Here is a 23,847-nt window from a genome sequence, read left to right on the forward strand (position 1 = left end):
ATGTAAGCATAACGACAATAAATAAGGGGGTGGTAATGTTTGGGAGCGATAATAACCAACAACAGGGTGTGCCAACAGGGGCGCCAATAACAAACGACGATATTATGAAAAACGGCAGCCTAGAACAGCCAGATACGGTTGCGGGCGCCAACAATGCTAGTGACAGTGCCGTGCCATCTACGGCTGCGAGTATTTTTCCACCGCAAGTGAGTGCAGACCCATTTGGCACTGCACAGCCAGCGGCTGCATCAGATGATGTTGCAAGCGCGTCTACGACTCAGCCAACAGAACCTGGCGATAGTAAACTACTAGACATTAAACAACAAGCGCTTCACCATCTTTCACCACTCGTAGAACACCTAGACCAGTCTGCCGAAGAAAAGTTTAAGACTACGATGATGATGATACAGGCAGCCGATGATAAATCACTAGTTCCCGCCGCCTTCGAGGCAGCAAAAGCCATAGAAGATGACAAAGCACGTGCTCAAGCCTTGCTAGATATCATCAATGAAATTAACTACTTTACCCAACAGTAAAGTACTAAACGCCCCCAACCAAAATACTCCCTACATTGTAGGTAGTATTTTTATAGCCCCGCGCGATACTTGTTTATGAAAACATCTGGCTTAACATTGTGTGCTTTACTGGCTCTGTTCGGTGCGCAACTGCTTCTGTATCGGTGCGCACGTTTTGGATCTGCCCATGCATAGTGCCCATTCGCGCTTCTAAGCCACTTAACCGACGGTTAATTTGGTCAAGCTGGTTCATTATTTGTTGCATACTTGCTTGCTGCTGCCGAAACGGCTGGCCGAGCTTATCCATAAACCGATCGCGCGATGCGTCTAACGCGCGATGCATGTCAGCTTGGCAAAACATCTTCTGAGACATCGCTCCAACCGCGTTATTGATATCGTTTTTTGTTGCTACTTGCCCCAAAATGCTGTCGCGCAGCTGCTGAATGGCATGCTGTAGCTCTTGTTTACTTAGTGGTTGCATATCTACCCCCTTATACACGTTAGTACCATTTGGTTTTACGCGTTTGTTTGGATATTTGGCAACGTACCAAAAAGCTAATAGATACTTATTATTAAGCTACCTCCATACTGTTAGCTTTATGTTCCCAATGTTTGTATCGTTATCCGTTAACCAGGCTGGCGATTACGGTATTATCGACTGCTATTTATTGTGAGCTTACTGCCACACGTATAAAACAGCTTTCTTACCTACATTATACCACGCAGTAGCAAATGGTACGACGCTAATTAGCAGCTTTATCGCTTACGCGTAACTAAATACCTATGGTGGGCAAAACCGGCCAATACAACACTAACGGTAAAAATACCAACCAGTGATGCTGGCCCAGTGTTGGGTACGGCTTCTGGTGTAGCTGGCCCTGTGTTAGCCAACGCTGAAGAGCTTGCATCGTTCGTTGTTTGGTTGTTCGTAGCGCCACTACTTCCTGCACCCGTGGTAGTTCCATTAGCTTGTTCAGGTGATTCGGTATTCGTCGTATCTGTTGTCGTAGTGTCCTGTGAAGTACCATCAGTCTGGGTGGTATCGGTTGTTGTGCCACTACTTGTGTCTTGGGTAGCTGCATCGTCTTTTGGTGGTTGTTCTTGAGCTTGGTCTGATTGTTGAGTCGTGGTTACGCTAGTTTCTTGTTGAGTAAATCTACTATACGCCCAACGGCCGGCGCCGAACAGCAATAACGCTATCGCCGCTATGAAAAGTAGCGTAAAGAGTACTGACGCCAACGCCATAGGTCGCCGTGCGGTATCTGGTGCATTTAAATAATCTCGTTGTTGCCCACCGCTATTGTCTTGACGATTCATCCAGGCCATAGCTTCTCCTTATTCTTGTAAGGTATTGTACACTAGTTATAGTTGCAATTTCAAATAATTGTTGCATAACTAAATGCTTATGTAAAAGACCCCTTGTGATGTACGAGGGGTCTTTCTTGTGTAGCAACTCTTAGCCGAGCAAGTGCTACATCATACCACCCATGGCTCCCATATCTGGAGCAGCAGGTGCGGCTTTTTCTGGTATTTCTACTACAAGTGCGCCCATTGTCATGGTGGTACCAGCTATAGATACCGCATTCTGGACTGCTTCTTTAGTAACGCGTGCTGGGTCAATAATACCAGCAGCTTTTAGATCAACAAGTTTATTTGGTTTGTTGACATCAATGCCCTGCCCAGCCTTGGCTAAGCGTACTTGTGGTAACCACTCATCGGCGTTTAAGCCAGAGTTCGTAAGTAAAATACGGAATGGTTGTTCAAGCGCGTTCTTTAGTAGCTGCTTGCCAGCAGATTCAGCATCGGTACCAGTAACCTTAACAACAGCTGCAGCATTTACTAATGTAACGCCTCCACCAGATACAATACCTTCATCTAGCGCTGCTTTAACGGCAGCAACGGCGTCATCTACGCGGTATTTCTTTTCTTCAATCTCGGTTTCTGTGGCACCACCAACTTTAATAACAGCTACTTTTCCTTTAAGGGCAGCACGGCGCTTATCGAGGTTTTCTTTTTCGTATTCACTAGTAGCAGCGTCTGCTTGAGCACCAATTTGCTTAATACGGGCATCAACCTCTACTGGGTTACCAGAACCTTCTATGATTGTTGTGTCGTCTTTGGTAACAATGATTTTACGAGCACTACCAACAAAACTTAGGTCTGCGTTTTCAAAGGTGTGACCTTGTTCTTCTGTAATAACCGTTGCACCAGTAAGAATAGCAATATCTTGTAATATATCTTTACGGCGGTCACCAAAAGCTGGCGCCTTAACTGCAACAGTGTTAAATACACCTTTTAGTTTATTCAGTACCAATGTTGCCAACGCTTCTGCTTCTACATCCTCTGCAACAAGCACTAAATCTTTTTTACCTGCTTGGGCAAGCTTTTCTAGCATGGGGAGAAATTCTTGTACGCTAGTGATCTTTTTATCAGTTACAACAATAGCTGGTTTTTCGTATACAGCTTCCATGCGGTTTGGGTCAGTCACAAAATACGGGCTCACAAAACCACGGTCTATGGTAAAGCCTTCTACAACTTCACTCTCAAGGCCAAGCCCCTGCCCTTGTTCTACAGTTACGACACCGTCTTTACCAACCTTGGCAATCACGTCTGCAATAAGCGCGCCAATTTCACTATCGCCCGCGCTAATGGTAGCTACTTCTGCAACACGTTTTTTATCGTCTTTAATGTCTTCTGCTACGCCAGAAAGTTCTTTAATAACTTCGTGAGCAGCCGATTCTAAACCTTTACGTAGTTGCATTGGGTTATGGCCAGCAGCAATGAGCTTGTTGGCTTCGCTTAAGATGTGGTAGGTAAGAACGGTTACAGTAGTGGTACCATCACCTGCCATGTCATTCATTTTGTTCGCAGCTTGTTTAATAAGTTCTGCACCAACCTTGTAGCCTAATGTCTCGTCGTCTTCTTCTGGCAAGTCTACACCTTTGGCAACAGTAACACCGTCGTGCGTGACACTGGGAGCGCCATAGCTCTTGCTAATAACCACATTCCGGCCTTTAGGGCCCATGGTGGTCTTTACTGCGTTATATAATACTTCTGCACCAGCCAGCACTCTGCGGCGAGCATCTTCATCATAAAAAACTCTTTTTGCCATTTATAATCTCCTTGGTTTATTTACTATTGAATCGTCAGTAAATGAGTTTACGTAAACTACTCACTACCTTTTTATCTTGCTTACTTAACGGTGGCTAAAATGTCTTCTTCGTCAATAATTAAATACTCAACGCCGTCTACTTTTACATCTGTAGAACTGTAACTTTTGTATATAATACGGTCGCCAGCTTTTATGCCATCTACTTTTTTACCAACAGCAAGTACTTTTGCAGTTTTAGGCTTTTCTGCTGCTTTTTCTGGCAGGTACAAACCGCTGGCGGTCTTACTTTCTGCTTCTTCTTGCTGAGCAACGACATAGTCAGCAAGTGGGTGTATTGGTACGCTCATTGTTTCCTCCATAATTATCAGTTATACATATATATTAGCACTCTAATGTCCTAAGTGCTAATATATCGTACCTCAGTTTGTTTTTAAGCGTCAAGACTTTTTAAGTTTGGCGACTAATCTCTGAGCCAGACGCATCTACAGTAACGCGAAAGTGCGGTACAAGATCTAGGTTGCGCAAGTCTTGCCTTAAACGCGCTACGAGCGCTGCAGCGGTGTCTAGTGGGGCAAAATGTGGAGCATAAATAAAGTCAAACGTTGTTTCTGGAGTATGTGCGTTATTGATATCGAGCTGGGCCTTGCGTACACCTTCTGCTGATATTTCATGACAACTTTCTGAATCATCGCCTACATTCCAATACACATAAATTGACTTGTCGGAAAGGTCAATATCACTAATATCTGTGGTGCGGTCTACGGTAAATTCATCTTGTGTTGGAATGGCAATAATTATTTCTGTTGTACTATTCACCTGGTGACTCGGCGCTGTATTATGTACGTTTTTAAACCGTAGTAATATGGTTGGGCGGTAATCTTCACCCCGTTGTGCTAAATGTTCGTCTTGATCTGACGTTACTACGTAGTGGTCAAACGTATAGGTAGCTTTACCGCGCGCGAAAGCAGCTTGCATGTTGGTGTACTGATCTTGATTTTCTTGCAAGGCAATATCTAGGAAAGTATAGACAGTTTCAATCAGGCGATTCCGTGCCTCAAACGCTTCGGCAGAGAGTTGTCTTTCTTGTTCGCTATTAAACTGAGTTATCGCTTCATTTGCTCCACTAGTCATAAACATATTAGAACAAAATATATTTTATTTGTCAATTTATTTAAAATAGTGTATAACAGTACACAGCTTGTGAGCAATCCCGCTCGCAAGTGTACCTACAATGATACAAGGAGGTAGATACCTTTGAAGGTACTACCAGAAGTCAACGTCCAGCAGGGAGAGTTGTCGTTCAACGTTAGTGAGCTACAACTCACCAGCGAAGAGCTCACGAGGCTGCTCAGTCGATTGCAAAAAATTGGTGGGTGGCGTGGCAACCCTACTCTGAAGAATGGAGTGATCCGAGTACAGCCGGCAAGCACGGTGATCGGACAAGTCGATCGGCTCCGGGAGAAGGTGGAGCGCGTCATCGCTCGATGCTCGCGTGAAGCAGAGCTGTACAAGCTTGACCCACGTACGTACATCACGTGGGTCAAGGGCAACCGCTACACTGTTCGGTTGCTGACGGCGTTTGGTCTTGGCGAGGAAGACGTCCGTGAGCTAGCCGCAACGTTGCGCTCGAACCGCAAGGTGATGGACGTGAAGGTAGTGGACGCGAGGGTGGGACGCGATGGCGAGCTGACCATCACCACTCACGGGCACCAACGTGACGAGAAGCTGATGAGTGACCTGCAAGGGACAATCATCACTGTGGCTGCGTGCAGGCACGCAGTCTAGGGGCAAGGTTTGTGGCAAGAGGGCTGCGAGATGCAATACACTCGTGGCCCTCTTGGCCACCCTCTGTAGTATCATATAAGCCCGATAGCAACTGTTAGCCCGCGCATATTAACACGCAGGTGCAAAAACAGAGCCTATCGGGCTTTTCGCATCTGTAATAAATTGACTTTATTTTAGTAATGTGCTATATTAATACTACTTAATAACAATATTAAAAATGACACAAATACGTACACCAGAACTAGTAAATACAAAAGCTGAAACACTCTTTAGACAACAAGTGAGGGGTGGTATACAGGTTGCGAATCAAGCGCACCCGTACTTAGCTACAAGGGGATTTTATGGTTCTATAGACACTATTACGCAGATGAATATTCCTGACTTAGCGAAAGCTACTGCCGCTCTATTACTAGCAATTCCTAATTTGGCACGTATGGTTGCGAGTAACGGTGGTGATGTGTCTATTTGCTCAACAATGCACACAGCCATGGGCACGTTAATGGATAGCTCATACCAAACAAGTATCACAAAAAATAATGTACTTAGTATGTGTATGGACTTTAATAAACAACAGAATATCTGTACTGGAGAGGCAATCAAAAATCTAGAAGAGCAACTACTAGCAGATCTTGCGGGTGTCTGGCATGAGCATTCATGGGAGAATTTACTCATAGCTGCCGACATCAATGTAGAACGAGCAAACAGAGGTGAGGATTTGGCTGGTACAGACTTATGGTTACAGCTACTTGATGCACAAAAGTGGGTGTCTGTAGATATTAAGGCTCGGCCAGAAACAATATTGCGGCATGCTCATAAAAAAGGCTACGAAATAACTGACGATTATACCTTCGATGCGCATGGAGTTACAGCTCAAGATTTTGAACTTTATATTGCTGCCTCAACCGAACATCGCACAGCCTACCTGTCATTCAATAACCCACCCGGTAGTGACGGTTTAGCGCCCATTGACTTTAGGGGGAACCACAATGCCATCGTCGCCAGTAGAGACATATTTGCAACCTTGCAATATTACGAAGATAGCGGCTTAATAAAGCCATATCGACAATTAGAAACAACAGACGGCACACATTACGTACCCTTTGATAGGAGAATAAACTAATGCCAGAAGTGTATATTGTTACCAAAATAGGAAATGGAAACACTAACTTATTTAAGAGTATACTAGAGAAAATAGGTCAAAATGAAGCTGTACCACTTCTCGTGCGTACCCTTGGAGAGACGGGCCTCAAAAACGCGGATTTATTTGTTAATAATATTTTTATAACGCAAGAAAATGACCCGTTTACTGTACCTGACGAACACCCTGGACCGATGCCTATAATCTATATAGCCACAGGTGTAGCGGCACTACAAGGCGAAGATCTAAGATCTGCTAGCTTAACTATTCATGGGCAACCATCAGACACTACACCCCAATGCGAGCTAGAGCTTGCCGATAAAAACAGTTTAAGTTAAATTACCCTAATAATTCTGTAAGGAGTTCTTTGGCGACGACGCGTTCATCCCACGGTTGTTTTTTGCCACCCATATTGCGGTAATCTTGGTGCCCTATACCCGCAAGCACCACAGCATCGCCTGCTTTGGCGTCTTTAAGAGCTTGCAAAATAGCAGCTTTACGGTCTGCAATTTCAAAATACACTGCATCTGACGCTGCGGCTTCTATACCCTGCTTTACGGCACTACGTATAGCGTCTCCATCTTCTGTATATGTTTCATCATCAGTTAAATACACAATATCAGCATTTTGCATCGCTACCTTGCCCATATCTGGGCGTTTTGTGGGGTCTCTATCGCCCGTCGCTCCAAATACAACGCGAAGTTTACCACGCGTAATACCCCGCACTGCTTGAAGCACGTTCTTTAATGCATCAGGCGTATGGGCGTAATCTACCAACACTGCAAAATCTTGGCCAGCGACTACAGGTTCTAGGCGACCTGCCACAACCGCTAAATTACCAATACCGGTGGCAATGGCTTTTTTATCTAATCCAATAATTACCCCTACGGTTACAGCCATGGCAGCATTGTAGACATTGAATTCCCCTACCATTGGCATAGACACATCAGTGCGACCGAGCTTGCTCACAACTGAAAATGAGGTTCCTTCTGGAGTAAGTTGCATCTCTTTAATTTGGTCTGTGGCATTATGCAGGCCAACACTATGCAAATGTTTTTTGACTTTCCTACCAAAGTATTCAAACCACTCATCGTCGGCATTAAGCACAACGTCTTTTGGCTGAAATTCGGTAATTAAACGTGCCTTTGCCGCTGCGTAGTTATCCATAGTTTTATGGTAATCGAGATGATCTTGGCTAAGGTTTGTAACGACTGCTATGTCTACATTTACTCCATAAATTCTATGTTGATCAAGCGCATGACTAGTGACTTCTAACACAACCCAGTCTACCTTGGCATTTTTAGCCTTTTTGAAAAACTTTTGTACGCTCCATGGGCTGGCAACAGTCATGTGTGTTGTATTATCTTGGTAGTTACCTGCCACCTCTGTAAAAGCCGTAGTGTAAACCGCTGTTTTTAAGCCACTTTGCTTTAACATGGCGTTTATAAATGCACAGGTTGTTGTTTTGCCATTTGTACCAGTAACGGCGATGACCTTAGCTGCTTTGGGTGCCTTACCATATAGCGCATATGCTGTTTTTGCCTTGCCGAGCCGATACGTTTCTTCGGCACGAGAAAGCCGTTGTTTTGGTATAATTTTTCTTGCTAATTTTTTTACACTACTCATATACAACATATAATACCGTAAATACACAGTGGATGTTAGGGTTCACATAAAGATTCTAGGTATAAAGATGTCGGGCTTCTTGCCCTAAAGACCAAGCTAACGCTTTTAGCACACAACCGTTCGCTGTATACTAATAGCCGATGATAATTCTTGGTATAGAAAGTAGCTGTGATGAAACTGGTGTTGCTATTGTTCGCGATGGCACCGAACTGCTTGCGCAAAGTTTGGCGAGTTCGGTAGATATTCATGCCAAGTATGGCGGAGTTATTCCTGAAATTGCTGCTCGTAGCCACATAGAAGCTATTTTGCCTACTATAGATAATGCCATAGAGCAATTTTCACGTGAAAATAACCTATCCAGTCCCGCAAAGGCTTGGCAAGCAATAGATGGTATTGCGGTTACCTATGGCGCAGGCCTCTCTGGTAGCTTACTCATTGGTGTTTTAACTGCCCGTACACTTGCCATAACAAAAAACAAACCGTTATATGCGATTAATCATGTTGAAGGCCATGTATATGCAAACTTTTTAGTAACACCACAGCCACAGTTCCCTGTGTTGTCTTTAATAGTAAGTGGTGGGCATAGCCAACTCGTATTATTTAACGATCATTTTACTTACACCCTGCTTGGGCAAACGCAAGACGATGCTATTGGTGAAGCATTTGATAAGGTTGCTAAAATACTTGGGCTTCCCTACCCTGGTGGGCCAAATATTGCACAATATGCAAAAGATGGTGACCCATTTGCTTATGCCCTACCCAAGGCTAAGATACGGGGTGCCTACAACTTTAGCTTCTCTGGGCTTAAGACAGCCGTTCTAAGGGCATCACAGGCTGCTGCAGGTGGAGATTACCGCACTCCATCCGTAGAGCTGCCAGAGCGGCTCTCTGAAGCTCAAAAACATAATATGGCAGCAAGTTTTCAAAGGGTAGCCATAGAAACAGTGGTCGATAAGACGCTTGCTGCGTATACAGAGTACGCCCCCAAAACAGTCGTTATTGCTGGGGGCGTCGCTGCGAATCAAGAACTACGCACACAGCTACAAAGTCGATTACCAATAGATATTACGTATGCGCCCCCTGCCCTTTGTACCGATAATGGCGCAATGATTGCCGCGCTTGGCTGCTATAAAGCAATGCTAGGGCAAACACCAGCCGACCCATATAGCCTTGCCATAGAACCAAATTTATCTATGTAATGTTAGTACGAATATACGTCTTGCTTGCCCGTGTTCTTTGATTTACCCCTATTATTAAGCTACAATACTAGTTGATTATTTCTGTTAATTACATAGGTCATTTCACGTGAAAACCTTAAAAAGGAGCTAGATGAACTTGTCTAAAGCATACGAACCAAGCCAGTATGAATCTACCATATACGAATTATGGGAATCGAGTGGTGCCTTTAAGCCAGAAGGCAAGGGGAAACCATATTCTATTGTGCTGCCCCCACCTAACGCCAATGCTGGCTTGCATGTAGGCCACACCTTAATGTTTGCTATTCAAGATACCCTTATAAGGTATCACCGCATGAAAGGGGATCGCGTACTATGGGCACCAGGTGCTGACCACGCTGGTTTTGAAACTCAAGTGGTGTATGAAAAGCATTTAGCGAAAGAGGGTAAAAGCCGTTTTGACTTTACGCGCGATGAACTATTTAACCAAATATATGATTTTGTTGGGCAAAACAAAGATGTTTTTGAAACGATATTTCGTACACTCGGGGCGAGCGTAGATTGGAGCCGTTACACCTTTACACTAGATGACAGCGTCGTCAAAACTGTGTATGCCACGTTTAAAAAAATGTGGGATGATGGGCTAATTTACAGGGGTGAACGTTTAGTAAATTACTGCACACACCACCGTACTGGCTTTGCTGATATAGAAGTTGAATATCAAGAAAAAGAAAGCCCACTATATTACCTTAAATATGGGCCATTTGAACTCGCTACAACTCGCCCAGAAACAAAGTTTGGCGATACTGCTGTAGCTGTACATCCAGAAGACGAACGGTATAAAGACCTTGTTGGCAAAGTAATATCTGTAGAAGGCGTGAATGGACCATTTGAAATACGCGTGGTTGCAGATGCAATGGTGGATCGTACTTTTGGTACTGGGGTCGTTAAGATTACACCAGCACACGACTTTAACGACTGGGAAGTTGCCCAGCGACATAACCTAGAAGCGATACGCGTAATTAACCATGATGGCACCATGAACCACCGAGCTGGCAGATTTGAAGGCTTAACCGTCGCCGAAGCTCGCAAAGCGGTCGTTGATGCACTCAAAGAAAAAGACTTGCTTGTAAAGGTAGATACGCACTATAAAAACCGAGTTGGTACCTGTTACAAGTGTGGCAGTGTTATAGAACCAATGTTAATGGACCAGTGGTTTATTAGTATGCAAAAACTAGCTGCACCCGCCATAAAAAATTTACAAAATAAAGAAATTACATTTTACCCAGCCAGTAAACGGCAGCAAGTGATTACCTATTTACAATCTGTCAAAGATTGGAACATCAGCCGGCAAATCGCATGGGGTATACCTATTCCTGCATTCCAAAACATTAACGACCCAGACGATTGGATATTCAACACATCGGTAGACCAAGAAGTCATAGAGTTAAACGGCCAACATTATCGACGTGACCCTGATGTATTTGACACCTGGTTTAGCAGCGGACATTGGCCATTTGTGACGCTTGGCTATCCAGACAGTCAAGATTACAAAGATTTTTACCCCAATAGTGTTATGGAAACAGGCCAAGATATTTTATACCAGTGGGTGGCCCGCATGATTTGTATCGGTCTATATGTAACAGGTAAGGCACCATTTAAAGACGTTTACCTGCACGGCATGGTACGGGCACAAGACGGCAAAAAAATGAGCAAGAGTTTGGGGAATGTTATTGACCCTAACAATGAGCTGAGTACATATGGTGCAGATGCCGTACGCGTTGGTATGATAGCTGGTAGAACGGCTGGCTATAGTGCGGCGTATGCACCCAGTAAAGTGCTTGCCGGCCGAAACTTTTGTAATAAACTTTGGAACATAGCACGGTACTGCGAAACCGTACTGGGGCCAGATTTTTCACGTGAAAACCTAAAAGCATCGTCGCTTGCAGATAACTGGATTATTGACCGGGCAAATACGGTTATTACAGACGTTAGCAAGTTACTAGACACGTATCGCTTTAGCGAAGCGTACGACCGCGTTTACCACTTTGTGTGGGACGACTTTGCCGACTGGTACGTAGAAGCCAGCAAAGCGCAACTTAACAAAAATGTGTTGGCGTACGTTTTAGAAGTTGCTCTTAAAATTACGCATCCGTTTGCACCATTTGTGACAGAAACTATTTGGCAAACACTTAGTTGGAAACAAGAGGAACTATTAATTCGCGCTAGCTGGCCTACTGTAGTAAAAGTAGATGAAAAAGCGGCAACTAATTTTACCGATATTAAAAATATTGTGACTGAAATACGGTATATAAGTAGCGCGTTGGACGTTAAAAACCCAAGTTTGTACTTTACGAATAATTCATTCCTAAAAGATAACGCTGATATTATCGCCAGATTTGGGCGGCTAGAAAGGGTAGGGGAAGTAGAGTCGGGCAGGGGACTACACCTTACAACTACCAAACACAACTGTTGGCTAGACATAGATTTGCATACCGCAAAAGTGTACGTCACAAAATTACGTGTCGCCAAAGAGGAAAAACGTGCACTCATTGAACGGTTGCAACAACGCTTACAAAACAAGGCATATACGCAAAAAGCACCAAAAGCCGTTGTGCAACAAACTAAAGATCAAATGTTGCACGAAGAAGAACTCTTAAAAAAACTAGAAGCCGAGCTTACTACTTTTGAAACACTCAGCCAAAGTTAACATATTTTAATAAGCTAAAGAAAAGCCCCCGATATCGCTCGGGGGCAGGCGTTTGGGGGCAGTGGTCATACCATGCCCTTGTAATGGAGCATGTGTTGCTTGCCGGTGAATTGAATGGCTTCGTCCATACTGACAACCGGCAGATTGTTCCATCGGCTGCCTTTGGGCAACATCTGCCCGTTGGACGAGTCGACCGCGTAAGCGATCTTCGCACCACAACTGCAGTGCGTTATGCCGCAGATAAAGTTCATCTGGTGGCAGGCGGTCTCGCTGTTTGTGCGATACACCAACACCCACGTTTCTGGCATTGCTCCTCCTAGTGTGGAAAAACATAGCACTGTGCTGCATAAAATATTATATAATATTCAGTCTTTTTAGTCTAGCCTTCGTAGGCAAGGGCTTCTATGATGCGCTTGGCGCCTTCTTCTGGGCGATAATCATCAAACCACAGTACGTGCCACCCAAGCCGTTCCGCAGCCATCAGGTTGGGCCTGCTATCGTCTATAAGTAATATCTCTGCCGGTTCACAGCCTGCCATATCTTGAGCTGCTTGGTATATTTCTGGTTCTGGCTTAATGTACCCAGCTTCTGATGAATCTATAATGGCATCGTACGCAACATCAGGCAAAATATGTGTTTGTAGCATTTGCTGTAACAATCCCGGCATAATGTTAGTCATAAGCCCTATTTTGTAGTGATCTGCTACCCACGCAACACATTCTTTGAGTTCGGTGATTGGTTCTATATTGGCAAGATAGTATTTACCCCAGTCTATTGATGGGACACCAATGCGTTTTGCCAAAATTGAGTTAAATTCTTCTGTTGGCATTTGGCCCTTGCAGATATCATCGTTATAGTGCCAAAACATTGCCTCTATACCATCTGCAGACGCACCAGTATCGGCTGAAATTTGTGTAAAAGCACGCTGAAAAAAACGTACCAATGTACCATTGACGTCAAAGTACACAAACCGAACGCCATTTTTGGCAGTTTGGTACTGTTTTGCGGGTGCTGCAGGTGCTTGTGTTGTGGTAATACCCGTTAAAGCTTCTACGGTGGTACCCGTAACGGCGGCAATTGTTGCTACAGTAAAAACACTTGGTGTCTTTATAGCACCACGTTCAATTTTTGCTAAGGTGCTATACGACAAATTTGCAGTATTACAAAGTTCCTGCTGCGTAAACCCAGCCGCTTTTCTAGCAGCAGCGATTGCCTGCGCTAATATTAATTCTTGGTTAGGACCCACCTCTGACATTACTTATTATTCTAGCACGATACGGCTAGTAGTATACAAATATTGCAAATTAATCTATATTATCGGGCTTGTATTGCAACGAAATAACCGTTGGGTATGAGCAACGGTACACGCATTGACATCCACTACCAAGCCAAACACACTACTCATCCTCAACACTTTAAATAAATGCTTCTTTTGCATAAAACACATATATTTAACACGGTCGTGTTAAATATATGTGTTTTTGGTTGTGTATTATTAAGGTTGTTACTGGTTTAGTATATGTACGTATGCAATCAAACGAAAGTGTCTATTTAATAGCGAGGAGGAAATAGTGCAGCAAAGAGTTATGTTAAAAATTTCGGGTGAACAATTAGGGTCAGATGAATACACGTTTGACCTTAACTACGCAACCCGTGTAGCCAGTGTAGTCGTCGCGTTACAAGAGGCTGGCCATAAGGTTGCGTGTGTTATGGGTGGGGGTAATGTTGTGCGCGGTAGTAAGCTACACGCCAATGGCTTTACTAATCAAGTTATTGCAGATCAAATGGGAATGCTGGCGACTGTACAAAATGGGTTATTTTTAGCAGAGACACTCAAGCAACAAGGCCTAAACAATATACGACTCTACAGTAATATACCTGTTGAGTCTGTATGTGAACGCTTTAGCTACCAGAATGCTGAAGTTTTGTTAAGTAATGGGGGAGTTGTTTTGATTGCGGGTGGCTTGGGCAAGCCAGGTTTTACGACAGATACTGGCGTGGTCGCACAAGCATTTGAGCTGCATTGTCCGATTGTTATAAAAACCACTAAGGTAGATGGTGTGTACGACAAAGACCCAGAGCACCATTCTGATGCCGTGCGATATGAACGTATTGCTTATAGTGATGTGCTCGCAAATAAACATATAGCAGTAATGGACAAAGCCGCCATGGCGTTTGCTGCCGACAAGGCAATCACAATAGGCATTTGCCAACCTAACCCACAAGATGTGTTAGCGCTGCTAGGGGGCGACACGAGCCGTGGCACTTTAGTTAGCTAACCACTAAGTTGTAAATTCTGTTTCAATTTCTACAAATGTGGTCTGCCGAGCATACGCATCAAGCAGCTCATCAACACCAGGCGATAAACGACATCTATCTATCGCGTTTATATCGTAAAAAGCACCTTTGGATTTCAGGAGGATGTCGTTTGGTACAGCAACTCGTATAAGTAGTCCGATGTAGTCAGAAATGACACAGCCATGCTGCCTCACGACAACATGTGCGGTTCCAAAATAATCAAATTCTATAGACTCAGCCGTCTCACACACCCGTTCGAAAAACTCTCTTTTAGCAGCGGCAAATACTGTTTCGTCTCGATGCATTTTACCGATGACCAAGCCGCCCATACCTATAAACGGCTGTCGGTGTTTAATTCTAATAAGTACCTGCCCATTCTGATTTATTACAAACAATATCGTAAGTACCTGCGGCTGGGAACGCTCTTTTTTTAATGTTGTACTGTGTCTTGCGGCATAGGCAAGCCCTTTATTAGCAAGTGTATAAAAACCATCTACTTTTGCAACATACCCAAAAAACAAAAGCTGTTTTAAGTGATACTGATATAAATTACTCTCTACACGTGGTGGGCGCATATCTTTATTACGAAGTGTCTTAGCTTGTGATAGTTTGTCAAGTATATATAATTGAATATAATGCATTGATATAATAATAACAGTTTATTAATGGTATTATTGTCAACTTTATTTGAGTCAATACTATTTTTCTATATTCGTTCTTATCCTTGTAATAGAATTACACTGTAATCAAGGAGATTAAAAATATGCGCACACCCGAAAGTATTGTTCTAGTAGACATGGATGGTGTCATGGCAGATTTTGATGGAAAGGTTCTTCAGGATCTCGAAGATTTGTACCCACACGTGCCAATACCACACCCAAGAAATAGCTTTTATATAGATGACGACATGGCGCCAGAACACAAACCAATTGTGCGTGAAATTATATCAAAGCCTGGTTTTTTTACGCAGTTAGGTGTTATTGAGGGAACCCATCAAGGCTGGGAATTACTACTAGACGCTGGCTACACACCACAAATATGCAGCGCACCACTCAGAAAAAACCCAACCTGCGAGCAAGATAAACTTGCATGGCTAGAAGAGCACTTCGTTCCACAATTTGGGCATTGGGTTATAGACACAGCCATCATTACCAAAGATAAGGCAAGTTGTAGCGGGCTAGCAATTATCGAAGACCGACCAGAAATTAAAGATGCCCATAGAGCAGAATGGAAGCACGTTGTATTTGACCGAACCTACAACCAAGATGCACGATCGCCGTACAGACTAGACGGCTGGAAAGATCCGTTTATCATCCCACTATTACGAACCATTGAACAGGAGGTGCTATGAGCGAAACTTATGAGGTGCCTTCTGAAGGTTATGAAAAAAGGCTTGCGTGGGCAGAATACCGTGTAGATAATTTAGTAGCAAAATACTTAGCCATGGCAGATAGAGAATATGCGAAATTCAGAGATGATAGTTGGGATTCTGACATTGCTGGCGCATGGTTCACCAAAGAAATGTTAGACGCAAGAAGAAAATACGAACTATATATAACGGTCGCTCACGATATTGCATCTATTATGGGCAAAGACACAACCTAGTATTAGGCGTGATGGTACCCAGTGCCTTTGTTTATCTGTGTGGCCCTGTAGAGCTGCTCTACCAGCAATAAACGTACTAATTGGTGTGGGAATACTAACGAAGACAAAGACCACACCCAGCTCGCTCGTGAGCGCACGGTGTCATCAACACCATATGCACCGCCAATAATGATGGCTATGTTACGCACGGCGTGTAGTTGCATAACATTTAGCTTGGCTGCAAGGGCAGGTGAGCTGATTTGCTCACCGCGCTCGTCCAGTAGCCACACCATATCACTCGGTTTAACAATCTGTAACAGTTTTTGTGATTCTTGCTTGCGGGCAGCTTGGGCTGCAAGTGAGCTGGGTGAAACATAACGCCATTCTAGTGTCATAGCAGCTTGTATGCGCTGTTGGTACGTTTCTATAAGTGTTTTTATGGCTGTATCATGCTTTTTACCAATAGTGATGATGGTAATTTTCATCTAGTTTGCCATGCCAGCTACAAAGTCAAAAACAGACCAAAATATTACAAACATAAACACAAACCCAAGTATCGTTACTACAATAGAAGCTCTTGTGTTGCTACCTGTTTGCTTCATCACGACATTATATAGCCATGCGCTACCGCCTATGGCAAATAAAAGTGCAGCTACCCAAGACGCCATTATTCACCCCCTTTGATATACAATTTTTGAGCCATTGCAGCAAGACGAGCATGATCAGGCTCTTGTTGCATTCTATTTGCATTATAAAAATCATTGGCTACATTACAAGGAATAACATGGACATGAGCATGCGGTACATCAAACCCTTCAACACGCAAACAAGCACGGGTGGCAGAAAGTGCCGATTTTACTTGTTTCGCAACCTTTTGTACGGTATTAAATAACGCGGCGTAATCTTCTGGGCTTAAATCATCAAAATGGTCTACTTGTATTTTGGGTACTACGAGTACGTGGCCTGGCTGGATAGGATAGATATCTAAAAAAGCTATGGTTTTGGTATCTTCATACACTTTATGGCAGGGTATTTCGCCTTTAATAATTTTTGTAAAAATACTGTCTTGCATTGTTAATCCTCTACGCTGCCGTCTGCGCCATCTATTAATAAATCGTGCACTTTTTTGGCTTGGTCTATGTGAAGACCGGGTATGTAGGCTTCTGATTTTGATTTAAGCACCCCTGTATCAATTGGTGCTCCTGTTGCGCTACCGGCAGTTTCTATACTAATACGTGCAAAACCAAATATACGGTCTAACACAGTACGTTCTATATTGACGTTTTGTATTTGCTCGTACGGCAAAGATACTTGTCGTTTATGAATCACACCAGATTCTATCTTTAAACCATCTTCGTTAATTTCGTAGGAAAAATTATTATACACAAATAAAGACGTAAGTAAGAGTATTAAAAAGTAGCCCATAAGACCAAATACAAAAGGGTACGGCTGTAGTGCGGCGCCTACCAGCAACAACATAAACATTAGAAAAGTTTTACCAAAATAGCTTACAAAGAAGAAGAATATACCATCACCCTGTAAGTTCTGCTTGGGTATATATGCAACATGTTCACGCAACGCCTGTTTAGGGAGCTGACGCACGAGCTGCGGATGCTCTACGGGTGGTTCTTGAGCTCTAAAAACTGCTGAAGCGTGGCCATGAGTTGCTGCACCACACTGGGTGCAATAATTGGCACTCGCCGGCACCAAATTGCCACAGTTACTGCAATATATTTGATTCATATGTACAGTTTATCACTTTGGGGCGTTGGTGCTTGAAATAATTATCATGACAGATGATAATAAACAGCCGAGGAGAGGTGCAAGAGTGGTTGAATTGGCTTGTCTCGAAAACAAGTGAGCCAGCAATGGTTCCGAGGGTTCGAATCCCTCCCTCTCCGCCAATTTGTGAGCCCCGCTTTTATGCGGGGTTTTCAAATTGCTGTGAAAAGTGCATTCGAACCCGATAGGGTGAAAACTGCCAGTGGCAGTTTGCAAGGCCGGAAACCCTACGCACGAATGTGCCAGAGTTGAGGCGGGGCCGAAACCGATTGCCAATTGATTGGCAGTAGGATTGTGGCCGAATCCCCCTTTACCAACAGATAAGTGAAGCAATATAAAAAGCCCTAGACAAACTAGGGGTTTTTACATGGTACACCCGGCGCGATTCGAACGCACGACCTCCTGTACCGCAAACAGACGCTCTATCCAGCTGAGCTACGGGTGCTTATAAGCAATGGTTACTATACCAGATTAAACGGCTACTTACCAGGGTTATTTTGCTTTTTAGCAAGGATAATAATACCCACAACTGGTCCAACAATAAATAACAATACTGCTACTGTGCCTGCCAACCAACTTACAATGTTTATAAGTGAAGCTATAACATTATCTTCTGCACTAAAGAATAATCTAATAATTACTTGTAACATGGCCATGGCTACAAGTAACGTAGGCCCAGAAAAAATCCACAGTAACCCTTTGGCGGTGCTGCTCATCAAAAGCGCAGTCTACTACTTAGTTTGTCAGCAAAATCACGTCTTTTTTGGTCGTATGGTACAAATTTACCGAGCGCATCTACAACCAGATCAATCTGATCTGGGGAAACATATACCGTAAGGGGCACACTTAATTTCTTTTGTAATAAAAGCTGTATATACGGTATGCCTTCTTCGTTAATAACAGAAAAACTCTTTATTGCATTAAACGAATATAATTTGTTGCCAATTTGTATGCCACTTGGTGTAATTTCGTACTGTAAAGTTCTTGGCTTAGCGGCTCCGTACACACCAAACAAGGCTGCCATAACAAAGACAACAGCTACCGATAATAGTTGCCGTGTAAACACAAACACTACTGCAGCCAGTACAAGAGCGCCACCAACTAAAGTAAAGTACCATTTAGCGCTTTTATCGTGTTGTACAAATTCAGACGCACTCCAGGCTACAATTGAACCATTTTGAGCAGCGTCATACTGCTGGAAAGATTCTGGGGATGATTGGTCACCATCTTCTACTAAATTGCCAGATGTGTAGTTCCATTGCTGAGCAGGGGGTTGTTGTTGCGACGGGTCATTAGGGTTCATCTAATGCTTATTTTACACGCTAATGGCTATAATTGAATACATTTTGGCGTTCGAGCATACTTCACTTTGCCATAAAATATACCCCAGACAAGCTGGGGCTCATTTTATGGCGCAGTTTTACAACCGAGCTAGAACCCATTTTGGCGCAAATGCCTGACGCACTGGCCGAAAACCCCAAAAAACTCCTCGCCTGATTTTCTGAAAGATTTCCCCCGCCGAATTTTGGAAATTGAGAGGAGTTTTTGGGGTTTTAGACGCTCTACTATGACAACCGGTCATTGACATAAGAGCAATAATGTGCTAGTATCTTAAGCAGTCTAACTATAAAATAAAAATACAAGAAAATCGAAAGCTAAACCATGTCGAACGAGATAGTTTCCCATAAAGACAACCGCGCAGAAGATATTACAGAGTTTTTCAACTCCCAAGAGCAACTCAAAGACTCTACACAGCGTCGTGATTACTTTGAGCACCTAGATGAAAACGAGTTCCTTGATCTTGTCCAACAAACTGCGGGACTTGTACGAACTGGTAAGGTAGAAAACCAGCATTTTGATGGCGAAACGGTCGGGTTAATGACGCATGAAGTGCCCGACCAGCGGGAAAAAGAGCAACTTTTGCGCGATACATGGACAGTAGCAAAAGAGTTTTTGAGTGATGCCGAAATTCCCGATGAAGATGCACTGGATTATGCTGCACTTACGGTTGCTGGTGGCTTACTGTATGCACACCCATTTATGGATGGCAACGGTCGCACTAGTCGAACACTCTCGTACATGATTGCTCGTGGTAACGGTGATAAGCAGGAGTTGCACGACATACTTGCCGAAACTGGCGGTGGCCGTAACTGGCAAGTCGCACCAGTGCCTCTAGTGACGAGCGGTCAGTCGGTGTTTGAGGGCAAGCAACCGAAATCGATTGAATGGGAAGATACATTTGTTGGCGAGGCAGAAGATGCGCTCGGTGGTGCTATTGCCAACAGTAGATATAAAGACGCGATTATTAGAAAGTTTATCGAAAAATACGGTGAGTTAGCCGGAGAGCAGATTAAAGGAAGTTCGTTACAGCATGAAGATGGAACTTCTACGCTAAATGGTGAAGAGTTTATTGCCAAACTTGTTAACGATCCAGAGGCGGGCATGACAAATGCGGATGAATTGATGAAGTTACATCGTGAAGCCCGCGCCGATTATGTTCACCGGTTTCTTAAAGCAATGCAGCTGAAAGAAAAGACACAGCTTCGTAGAATCCGCCAAGGAGATTTTGAGATAACCGACCAAGATGATGAATTCCAGAGAGGGCGTAAGCAAACAATCATTAAAGAGTTTGGAAAGCGTTCCGTTAATGGATTGTTGACACCTGCCGAGCAGCAACTCGTACAGCACCGTTCGTACTCACGAATACGTCATGGGAAAGAACGGGACGAAGATATCGCCGCTTAACGGCGATGATAAAACCCCAAAAACTCCTCTCAATTTCCAAAATTCGGCGGGGGAAATCTTTCAGAAAATCAGGCGAGGAGTTTTTTGGGGTTTTCGGCCAGTGCGTCAGGCATTTGCGCCAAAATGGGTTCTAGCTCGGTTGTAAAACTGCGCCACAAGCAAACTTTTTTGGAAATTGCCGTCCGCATGGGCGGCTTTTTCTTTGGCTGCGCGGAGCGCCAGCCAGATGTTTTCAGGGGGGAAGTGGGAGCTGGGGCGCGGCTGGAGCCGCGCTTTTTTGGTTGTCCGCCATAGGCGGATTTCTGGTAAAATAAGAGTGGACACAAGTTAATTTTCGGAAATTCCGTTTTTTGTAGGCTTTAATAGCCGTCTCGTACAATCTGGGATTTCCTAGCTTGTGTCCAGCGAGGCGGCTATTTAAGTTCTAGGGGGTAGCGATGGCTGAAAAATATTTCATTTATGCTCGCAAGAGTACCGATGTCGAGGACAAACAAGTTTTGTCTATCGAGGCACAGATAGCGGAGTTGAAAAAGTACGCCAAAGATAACCAACTAACAGTAGTAGACACTGTTATCGAAAAGAAGTCCGCCAAAGTGCCGGGACGCCTCAAGTTTGGCGCAATGCTTACTCGAATTGAAGCTGGTGAAGCCAGTGGAGTTATCTCGTGGCACCCTGACCGATTGGCAAGAAATAGTATAGACGGCGGACAGATTGTCTATCTGCTCGACCAAACGCACCTGCAATCGCTCAAGTTTCCGACATTTTGGTTTGAAAATACCAGTCAGGGTAAGTTTATGCTGTCTATTGCGTTTGGTCAGAGCAAATACTACATCGACAACCTCGCGGAGAATACGAAGCGTGGTTTGCGCCAGAAAGTACGGCGGGGCGAGTTTCCGGGGCTTGCGCCTGTTGGGTATATCAACGACGTGCGCATACATACGATTATTACTGACAAACGCCGCGCCCCAATCATCGCGCAAGCCTTTGAGTTGTATGCTCTCGGCGGTAGCCGCCTGCAAGATATTGCCAAATTTCTGGCAGATAAGGGTGTGAAAACGAGGAGCGGCAAGCACCTCACAAAAGATATGGTGAAGAAAATACTGACCAATCCTATCTACTACGGACATTTTAAGTATGCTGGCGAGGTACATGAGGGCAAACATACGCCGATTATTAGCAAGAAGCTGTTTGACTATGTACAGGCGACGCTAGAACGACGCGGACACAAGCGCAAGGGCGCGAACGCGCCCCAAGCCTTGTGCGGCTTGTTGACTTGCGGCGGGTGCAATATGGCGATTACTGCCGAGAAAAAGATAAAATACCAGAAAAACGGCAATGTACATGAGTATATTTACTACCGTTGTTCAAGGAAACATAAAACGATTGCTTGCAAAGAGCCGACCATAACCGAACCCGACCTTGTCGCACAGCTTGCCGACATCTTGCAGGACTACGCCCTGCCGAAGTCGTGGGCGGTAGAGCTAGAAACAATGCTCGCAGAAGACGAGAAGAAAGCAGAACAAAGTTCTGCGGTGTTTATCACTGACACACAAAACAAGATACAGAGCTTGCAGAGCAAGCTCCAGCGACTACTCGACAGCTACCTAGACCAAGATATTGACCAACATGCGTACCGTGCCAAGCAAGCCGAGTTGATGAGCCAAAAGAAGTCGCTGGAAGAACAAACCAGCAAGCTGACGCTTGCCGCCAATAGTTGGGTTGAACCTATGCGACAGTGGCTCAAAACGGCGATTTCTCTCTGTGAAATCGCAAAATGTGCCGAGCCAGCGGCAATGAAACAGGCTTTTAGCGAAATTGACGGATTGAACCTGTTTTTAACAACCAAAAAAGCGCGGCTCCAGCCGCGCCCCAGCTCCCACTTCCCCCCTGAAAACATCTGGCTGGCGCTCCGCGCAGCCAAAGAAAAAGCCGCCCATGCGGACGGCAATTTCCAAAAAAGTTTGCTTGTGGCGGAGAGAGTGGGATTCGAACCCACGGTACCGTTGCCGGCACGCATGTTTTCAAGACATGTTCCTTCAACCACTCGGACATCTCTCCATACAGGTAGTAAGTATACCAAATGTGATGTTGTTGCTAAAGCATAATATGTGTATTTACTGACGATAGTTGTGGGCATTAGAGTAAGGCATAGTAAGCTCAAGGTTAGTAGCTCAATAGAAGGTTGCGTTTTAGTTAGAGATTTAGATTAAGCATGTCTTCACATAAAACAATTACCGCTTTTTTGTTTACGGGTTCTTTTGTATAGCCAAGCTGAGTACCAACTTCTTGTGACATCCTATCGAATATATCAACCATACTAAGTGTTGCTTGCCATATTTCTTTTTTTTCACTAGTTGCGCTAATACTATTTATCTCATTTGCAAAATCAATATCCATAAGCTTTTCTAAATTTCTGCCGTGAACGCCATAGTTAATGCTCCAGTTGTTACTAAGACCCACATACCATGAAAGCATTCTCTCGAATGATTCATATCGTATAGCGCTTAATAGCATATACCTAGCAAAGGCCGTTTCTCCACGACGCAAGCTTTTTGCTATATAGGGTAAATCCCAATAAAAGCCATCTACAGTTTCATAAAATTCCCTCTCAGTTGGTTTGGTAACTATGTATTTTTTTAAAGTAGGGTGTACTATTTTGGATTCTATATTATCTTTATCTATAATTATCTTGTATCCGTTATTATAGTCTGTGCTATCAAAGTGCTGATTATCAATAATTTGAAAGTCAACCCTAGGAAAGTCTTTAAAAACAACCAGCCTGGTAAGACTACCCGGAGCAAAGCCAGCATTTCTTGGCATGAGTGGCCACTTTACTAATGTTTGTCCAAAATAGTCTAACCAGTCATCGCTGTTAAATAAATGTAAATCTTTTACGATTAATTCTACGTCATAATCTGATAGCTTATCTGGTTTTGAGCTTTTACTGACTCGAGAGCTAGTCAATATCATTGCTCTTACATTATCGTTTTGAGTGCCCCAGCGTTCTAACTTTGAAAGTACATCTTGTTCATTGGTTTCAAACATGATTCTAGTATAATTTATAACTTACAATTATAGATATTTTTGTTTTTAGAATAAGAAAGAGAAAGAGGCATGAACGCACGATGCTAGACTGGCTTTTCTATTCCAACATCTAACTAAAGTTTTGTTCAAATCAGATAGCTTTGACAGAATTCTAAACACTCTGCTCGGGTTTTAACCTAATTATTACAGCAATTTAAAAACCCCGCAAATACGGGGATCTTAAATTGGCGGAGGAGGAGGGATTCGAACCCTCGGTACCGTTGCCGGCACGACGGTTTTCAAGACCGTTTCCTTCAACCACTCGGACACCTCTCCGTACAACAAGATAGTAT

At 43.8% G+C, this 23,847-nt stretch carries 27 protein-coding genes, 4 tRNA genes and 2 pseudogenes; 13 read left to right on the forward strand and 20 right to left on the reverse strand.

Annotated elements, in window-relative coordinates; translation table 11 throughout:
• Positions 1-35: 35 nt before the first annotated feature.
• Positions 36-536, forward strand: coding sequence for a hypothetical protein (locus H6795_04635; protein ID MCB9817779.1), 501 nt, complete (start codon positions 36-38; stop codon positions 534-536).
• Between the two features lie 73 nt (positions 537-609).
• Here H6795_04635 and H6795_04640 read toward each other — a convergent pair whose 3' ends face one another.
• From H6795_04640 to H6795_04660, 5 genes are all read right to left on the reverse strand, one after another.
• Complete coding sequence (locus tag H6795_04640) at positions 610-996, reverse strand: hypothetical protein (protein ID MCB9817780.1); 387 nt, start codon at positions 994-996, stop codon at positions 610-612.
• A 275-nt stretch (positions 997-1,271) separates the two neighbouring features.
• Entirely contained in the window at positions 1,272-1,841 is a 570-nt protein-coding gene (locus H6795_04645; GenBank protein MCB9817781.1) for a hypothetical protein, read from the reverse strand.
• A 145-nt stretch (positions 1,842-1,986) separates the two neighbouring features.
• Positions 1,987-3,627 (reverse strand): chaperonin GroEL, encoded by a 1,641-nt coding sequence (gene groL, locus H6795_04650; protein MCB9817782.1) that lies wholly within the window; start codon positions 3,625-3,627, stop codon positions 1,987-1,989.
• A gap of 80 nt (positions 3,628-3,707) precedes the next feature.
• Entirely contained in the window at positions 3,708-3,974 is a 267-nt protein-coding gene (locus H6795_04655; GenBank protein ID MCB9817783.1) for a co-chaperone GroES, read from the reverse strand.
• A 100-nt stretch (positions 3,975-4,074) separates the two neighbouring features.
• The gene (locus tag H6795_04660) at positions 4,075-4,764 is read right to left on the reverse strand and encodes a hypothetical protein (GenBank protein MCB9817784.1); all 690 of its coding nucleotides are present in this window, start codon (positions 4,762-4,764) and stop codon (positions 4,075-4,077) included.
• A 117-nt stretch (positions 4,765-4,881) separates the two neighbouring features.
• Here H6795_04660 and H6795_04665 point away from each other — a divergent pair, with 117 nt between their 5' ends.
• The 3 genes from H6795_04665 (at position 4,882) to H6795_04675 (ending at position 6,888) form a co-directional block, all read left to right on the forward strand.
• Entirely contained in the window at positions 4,882-5,412 is a 531-nt protein-coding gene (locus H6795_04665; protein ID MCB9817785.1) for a hypothetical protein, read from the forward strand.
• Between the two features lie 217 nt (positions 5,413-5,629).
• Positions 5,630-6,532: a hypothetical protein gene (locus H6795_04670; protein MCB9817786.1), complete on the forward strand. Its 903-nt coding sequence runs from the start codon at positions 5,630-5,632 to the stop codon at positions 6,530-6,532.
• A complete protein-coding gene (locus tag H6795_04675) occupies positions 6,532-6,888 on the forward strand; it encodes a hypothetical protein (protein ID MCB9817787.1) in 357 nt (118 codons plus the stop codon). Before H6795_04670 ends, H6795_04675 begins: the two co-directional genes overlap by 1 nt.
• Before the next feature lies 1 nt (position 6,889).
• On the opposite strand, the gene H6795_04680 is transcribed toward H6795_04675, so the two are convergent.
• Positions 6,890-8,176: a UDP-N-acetylmuramoyl-L-alanyl-D-glutamate--2,6-diaminopimelate ligase gene (locus H6795_04680; protein ID MCB9817788.1), complete on the reverse strand. Its 1,287-nt coding sequence runs from the start codon at positions 8,174-8,176 to the stop codon at positions 6,890-6,892.
• A 140-nt stretch (positions 8,177-8,316) separates the two neighbouring features.
• Here H6795_04680 and tsaD point away from each other — a divergent pair, with 140 nt between their 5' ends.
• The gene (gene tsaD, locus H6795_04685) at positions 8,317-9,375 is read left to right on the forward strand and encodes a tRNA (adenosine(37)-N6)-threonylcarbamoyltransferase complex transferase subunit TsaD (GenBank protein ID MCB9817789.1); all 1,059 of its coding nucleotides are present in this window, start codon (positions 8,317-8,319) and stop codon (positions 9,373-9,375) included.
• 130 nt (positions 9,376-9,505) lie between these two features.
• On the forward strand, positions 9,506-12,061 hold the full coding sequence (locus H6795_04690; protein ID MCB9817790.1) for a valine--tRNA ligase: 2,556 nt from the start codon (positions 9,506-9,508) through the stop codon (positions 12,059-12,061).
• Positions 12,062-12,126: 65 nt separating this feature from the next.
• On the opposite strand, the gene H6795_04695 is transcribed toward H6795_04690, so the two are convergent.
• Both H6795_04695 and H6795_04700 read right to left on the reverse strand, forming a co-directional pair.
• A complete protein-coding gene (locus H6795_04695) occupies positions 12,127-12,369 on the reverse strand; it encodes a hypothetical protein (protein MCB9817791.1) in 243 nt (80 codons plus the stop codon).
• A 71-nt stretch (positions 12,370-12,440) separates the two neighbouring features.
• The gene (locus H6795_04700) at positions 12,441-13,316 is read right to left on the reverse strand and encodes an HAD-IA family hydrolase (GenBank protein ID MCB9817792.1); all 876 of its coding nucleotides are present in this window, start codon (positions 13,314-13,316) and stop codon (positions 12,441-12,443) included.
• A 316-nt stretch (positions 13,317-13,632) separates the two neighbouring features.
• Between H6795_04700 and H6795_04705 the strand changes: the two genes are divergently transcribed.
• Positions 13,633-14,340 (forward strand): UMP kinase, encoded by a 708-nt coding sequence (locus H6795_04705; protein MCB9817793.1) that lies wholly within the window; start codon positions 13,633-13,635, stop codon positions 14,338-14,340.
• 3 nt (positions 14,341-14,343) lie between these two features.
• Here H6795_04705 and H6795_04710 read toward each other — a convergent pair whose 3' ends face one another.
• The gene (locus H6795_04710) at positions 14,344-15,000 is read right to left on the reverse strand and encodes a hypothetical protein (protein ID MCB9817794.1); all 657 of its coding nucleotides are present in this window, start codon (positions 14,998-15,000) and stop codon (positions 14,344-14,346) included.
• 122 nt (positions 15,001-15,122) lie between these two features.
• On the opposite strand from H6795_04710, the gene H6795_04715 reads away from it, so the two are divergent.
• Both H6795_04715 and H6795_04720 read left to right on the forward strand, forming a co-directional pair.
• Positions 15,123-15,710 (forward strand): hypothetical protein, encoded by a 588-nt coding sequence (locus H6795_04715; GenBank protein ID MCB9817795.1) that lies wholly within the window; start codon positions 15,123-15,125, stop codon positions 15,708-15,710.
• A complete protein-coding gene (locus H6795_04720) occupies positions 15,707-15,964 on the forward strand; it encodes a hypothetical protein (GenBank protein ID MCB9817796.1) in 258 nt (85 codons plus the stop codon). Before H6795_04715 ends, H6795_04720 begins: the two co-directional genes overlap by 4 nt.
• Positions 15,965-15,966: 2 nt before the next feature.
• Here the strand turns inward: H6795_04720 and H6795_04725 are convergent, their stop codons facing one another.
• Genes H6795_04725 through H6795_04740 form a run of 4 tightly spaced genes read right to left on the reverse strand, consistent with a single transcriptional unit; the run spans position 15,967 to position 17,686 of the window.
• Complete coding sequence (locus H6795_04725) at positions 15,967-16,422, reverse strand: 23S rRNA (pseudouridine(1915)-N(3))-methyltransferase RlmH (GenBank protein ID MCB9817797.1); 456 nt, start codon at positions 16,420-16,422, stop codon at positions 15,967-15,969.
• A gap of 6 nt (positions 16,423-16,428) precedes the next feature.
• On the reverse strand, positions 16,429-16,611 hold the full coding sequence (locus tag H6795_04730) for a hypothetical protein (protein ID MCB9817798.1): 183 nt from the start codon (positions 16,609-16,611) through the stop codon (positions 16,429-16,431).
• Positions 16,611-17,015: an HIT family protein gene (locus H6795_04735; GenBank protein MCB9817799.1), complete on the reverse strand. Its 405-nt coding sequence runs from the start codon at positions 17,013-17,015 to the stop codon at positions 16,611-16,613. Before H6795_04735 ends, H6795_04730 begins: the two co-directional genes overlap by 1 nt.
• A 2-nt stretch (positions 17,016-17,017) precedes the next feature.
• Positions 17,018-17,686: a PH domain-containing protein gene (locus H6795_04740; protein ID MCB9817800.1), complete on the reverse strand. Its 669-nt coding sequence runs from the start codon at positions 17,684-17,686 to the stop codon at positions 17,018-17,020.
• A gap of 71 nt (positions 17,687-17,757) precedes the next feature.
• Here H6795_04740 and H6795_04745 point away from each other — a divergent pair.
• Positions 17,758-17,847: transfer RNA gene (locus tag H6795_04745), tRNA-Ser, on the forward strand.
• A gap of 246 nt (positions 17,848-18,093) precedes the next feature.
• On the opposite strand, the gene H6795_04750 is transcribed toward H6795_04745, so the two are convergent.
• From H6795_04750 to H6795_04760, 3 genes are all read right to left on the reverse strand, one after another.
• A tRNA-Arg gene (locus H6795_04750) sits at positions 18,094-18,170 on the reverse strand.
• Between the two features lie 34 nt (positions 18,171-18,204).
• Positions 18,205-18,441: a hypothetical protein gene (locus tag H6795_04755; GenBank protein MCB9817801.1), complete on the reverse strand. Its 237-nt coding sequence runs from the start codon at positions 18,439-18,441 to the stop codon at positions 18,205-18,207.
• Entirely contained in the window at positions 18,441-19,028 is a 588-nt protein-coding gene (locus tag H6795_04760; GenBank protein ID MCB9817802.1) for a hypothetical protein, read from the reverse strand. The genes H6795_04755 and H6795_04760 overlap by 1 nt, the downstream gene beginning before the upstream one ends.
• A 359-nt stretch (positions 19,029-19,387) precedes the next feature.
• Here H6795_04760 and H6795_04765 point away from each other — a divergent pair, with 359 nt between their 5' ends.
• Positions 19,388-20,470: a Fic family protein gene (locus H6795_04765; GenBank protein ID MCB9817803.1), complete on the forward strand. Its 1,083-nt coding sequence runs from the start codon at positions 19,388-19,390 to the stop codon at positions 20,468-20,470.
• Positions 20,471-20,575: 105 nt separating this feature from the next.
• Here the strand turns inward: H6795_04765 and H6795_04770 are convergent, their stop codons facing one another.
• The gene (locus H6795_04770) at positions 20,576-20,794 is read right to left on the reverse strand and encodes a hypothetical protein (protein ID MCB9817804.1); all 219 of its coding nucleotides are present in this window, start codon (positions 20,792-20,794) and stop codon (positions 20,576-20,578) included.
• A gap of 113 nt (positions 20,795-20,907) precedes the next feature.
• On the opposite strand from H6795_04770, the pseudogene H6795_04775 reads away from it, so the two are divergent.
• Both H6795_04775 and H6795_04780 read left to right on the forward strand, forming a co-directional pair.
• Positions 20,908-21,360: pseudogene (locus tag H6795_04775) on the forward strand (recombinase family protein).
• A gap of 399 nt (positions 21,361-21,759) precedes the next feature.
• Positions 21,760-21,897 (forward strand): annotated as a pseudogene (locus H6795_04780) (hypothetical protein).
• A 541-nt stretch (positions 21,898-22,438) separates the two neighbouring features.
• On the opposite strand, the gene H6795_04785 reads toward H6795_04780, so the two are convergent.
• From H6795_04785 to H6795_04795, 3 genes are all read right to left on the reverse strand, one after another.
• Positions 22,439-22,528: transfer RNA gene (locus H6795_04785), tRNA-Ser, on the reverse strand.
• A gap of 135 nt (positions 22,529-22,663) precedes the next feature.
• A complete protein-coding gene (locus H6795_04790) occupies positions 22,664-23,515 on the reverse strand; it encodes an aminoglycoside 6-adenylyltransferase (GenBank protein ID MCB9817805.1) in 852 nt (283 codons plus the stop codon).
• Positions 23,516-23,740: 225 nt separating this feature from the next.
• Positions 23,741-23,830 (reverse strand) — tRNA-Ser (locus tag H6795_04795).
• Positions 23,831-23,847 lie beyond the last annotated feature (17 nt).

Source organism: Candidatus Nomurabacteria bacterium (genome assembly GCA_020631975.1).
Lineage (GTDB): Bacteria > Patescibacteriota > Saccharimonadia > Saccharimonadales > CAIOMD01 > JACKGO01.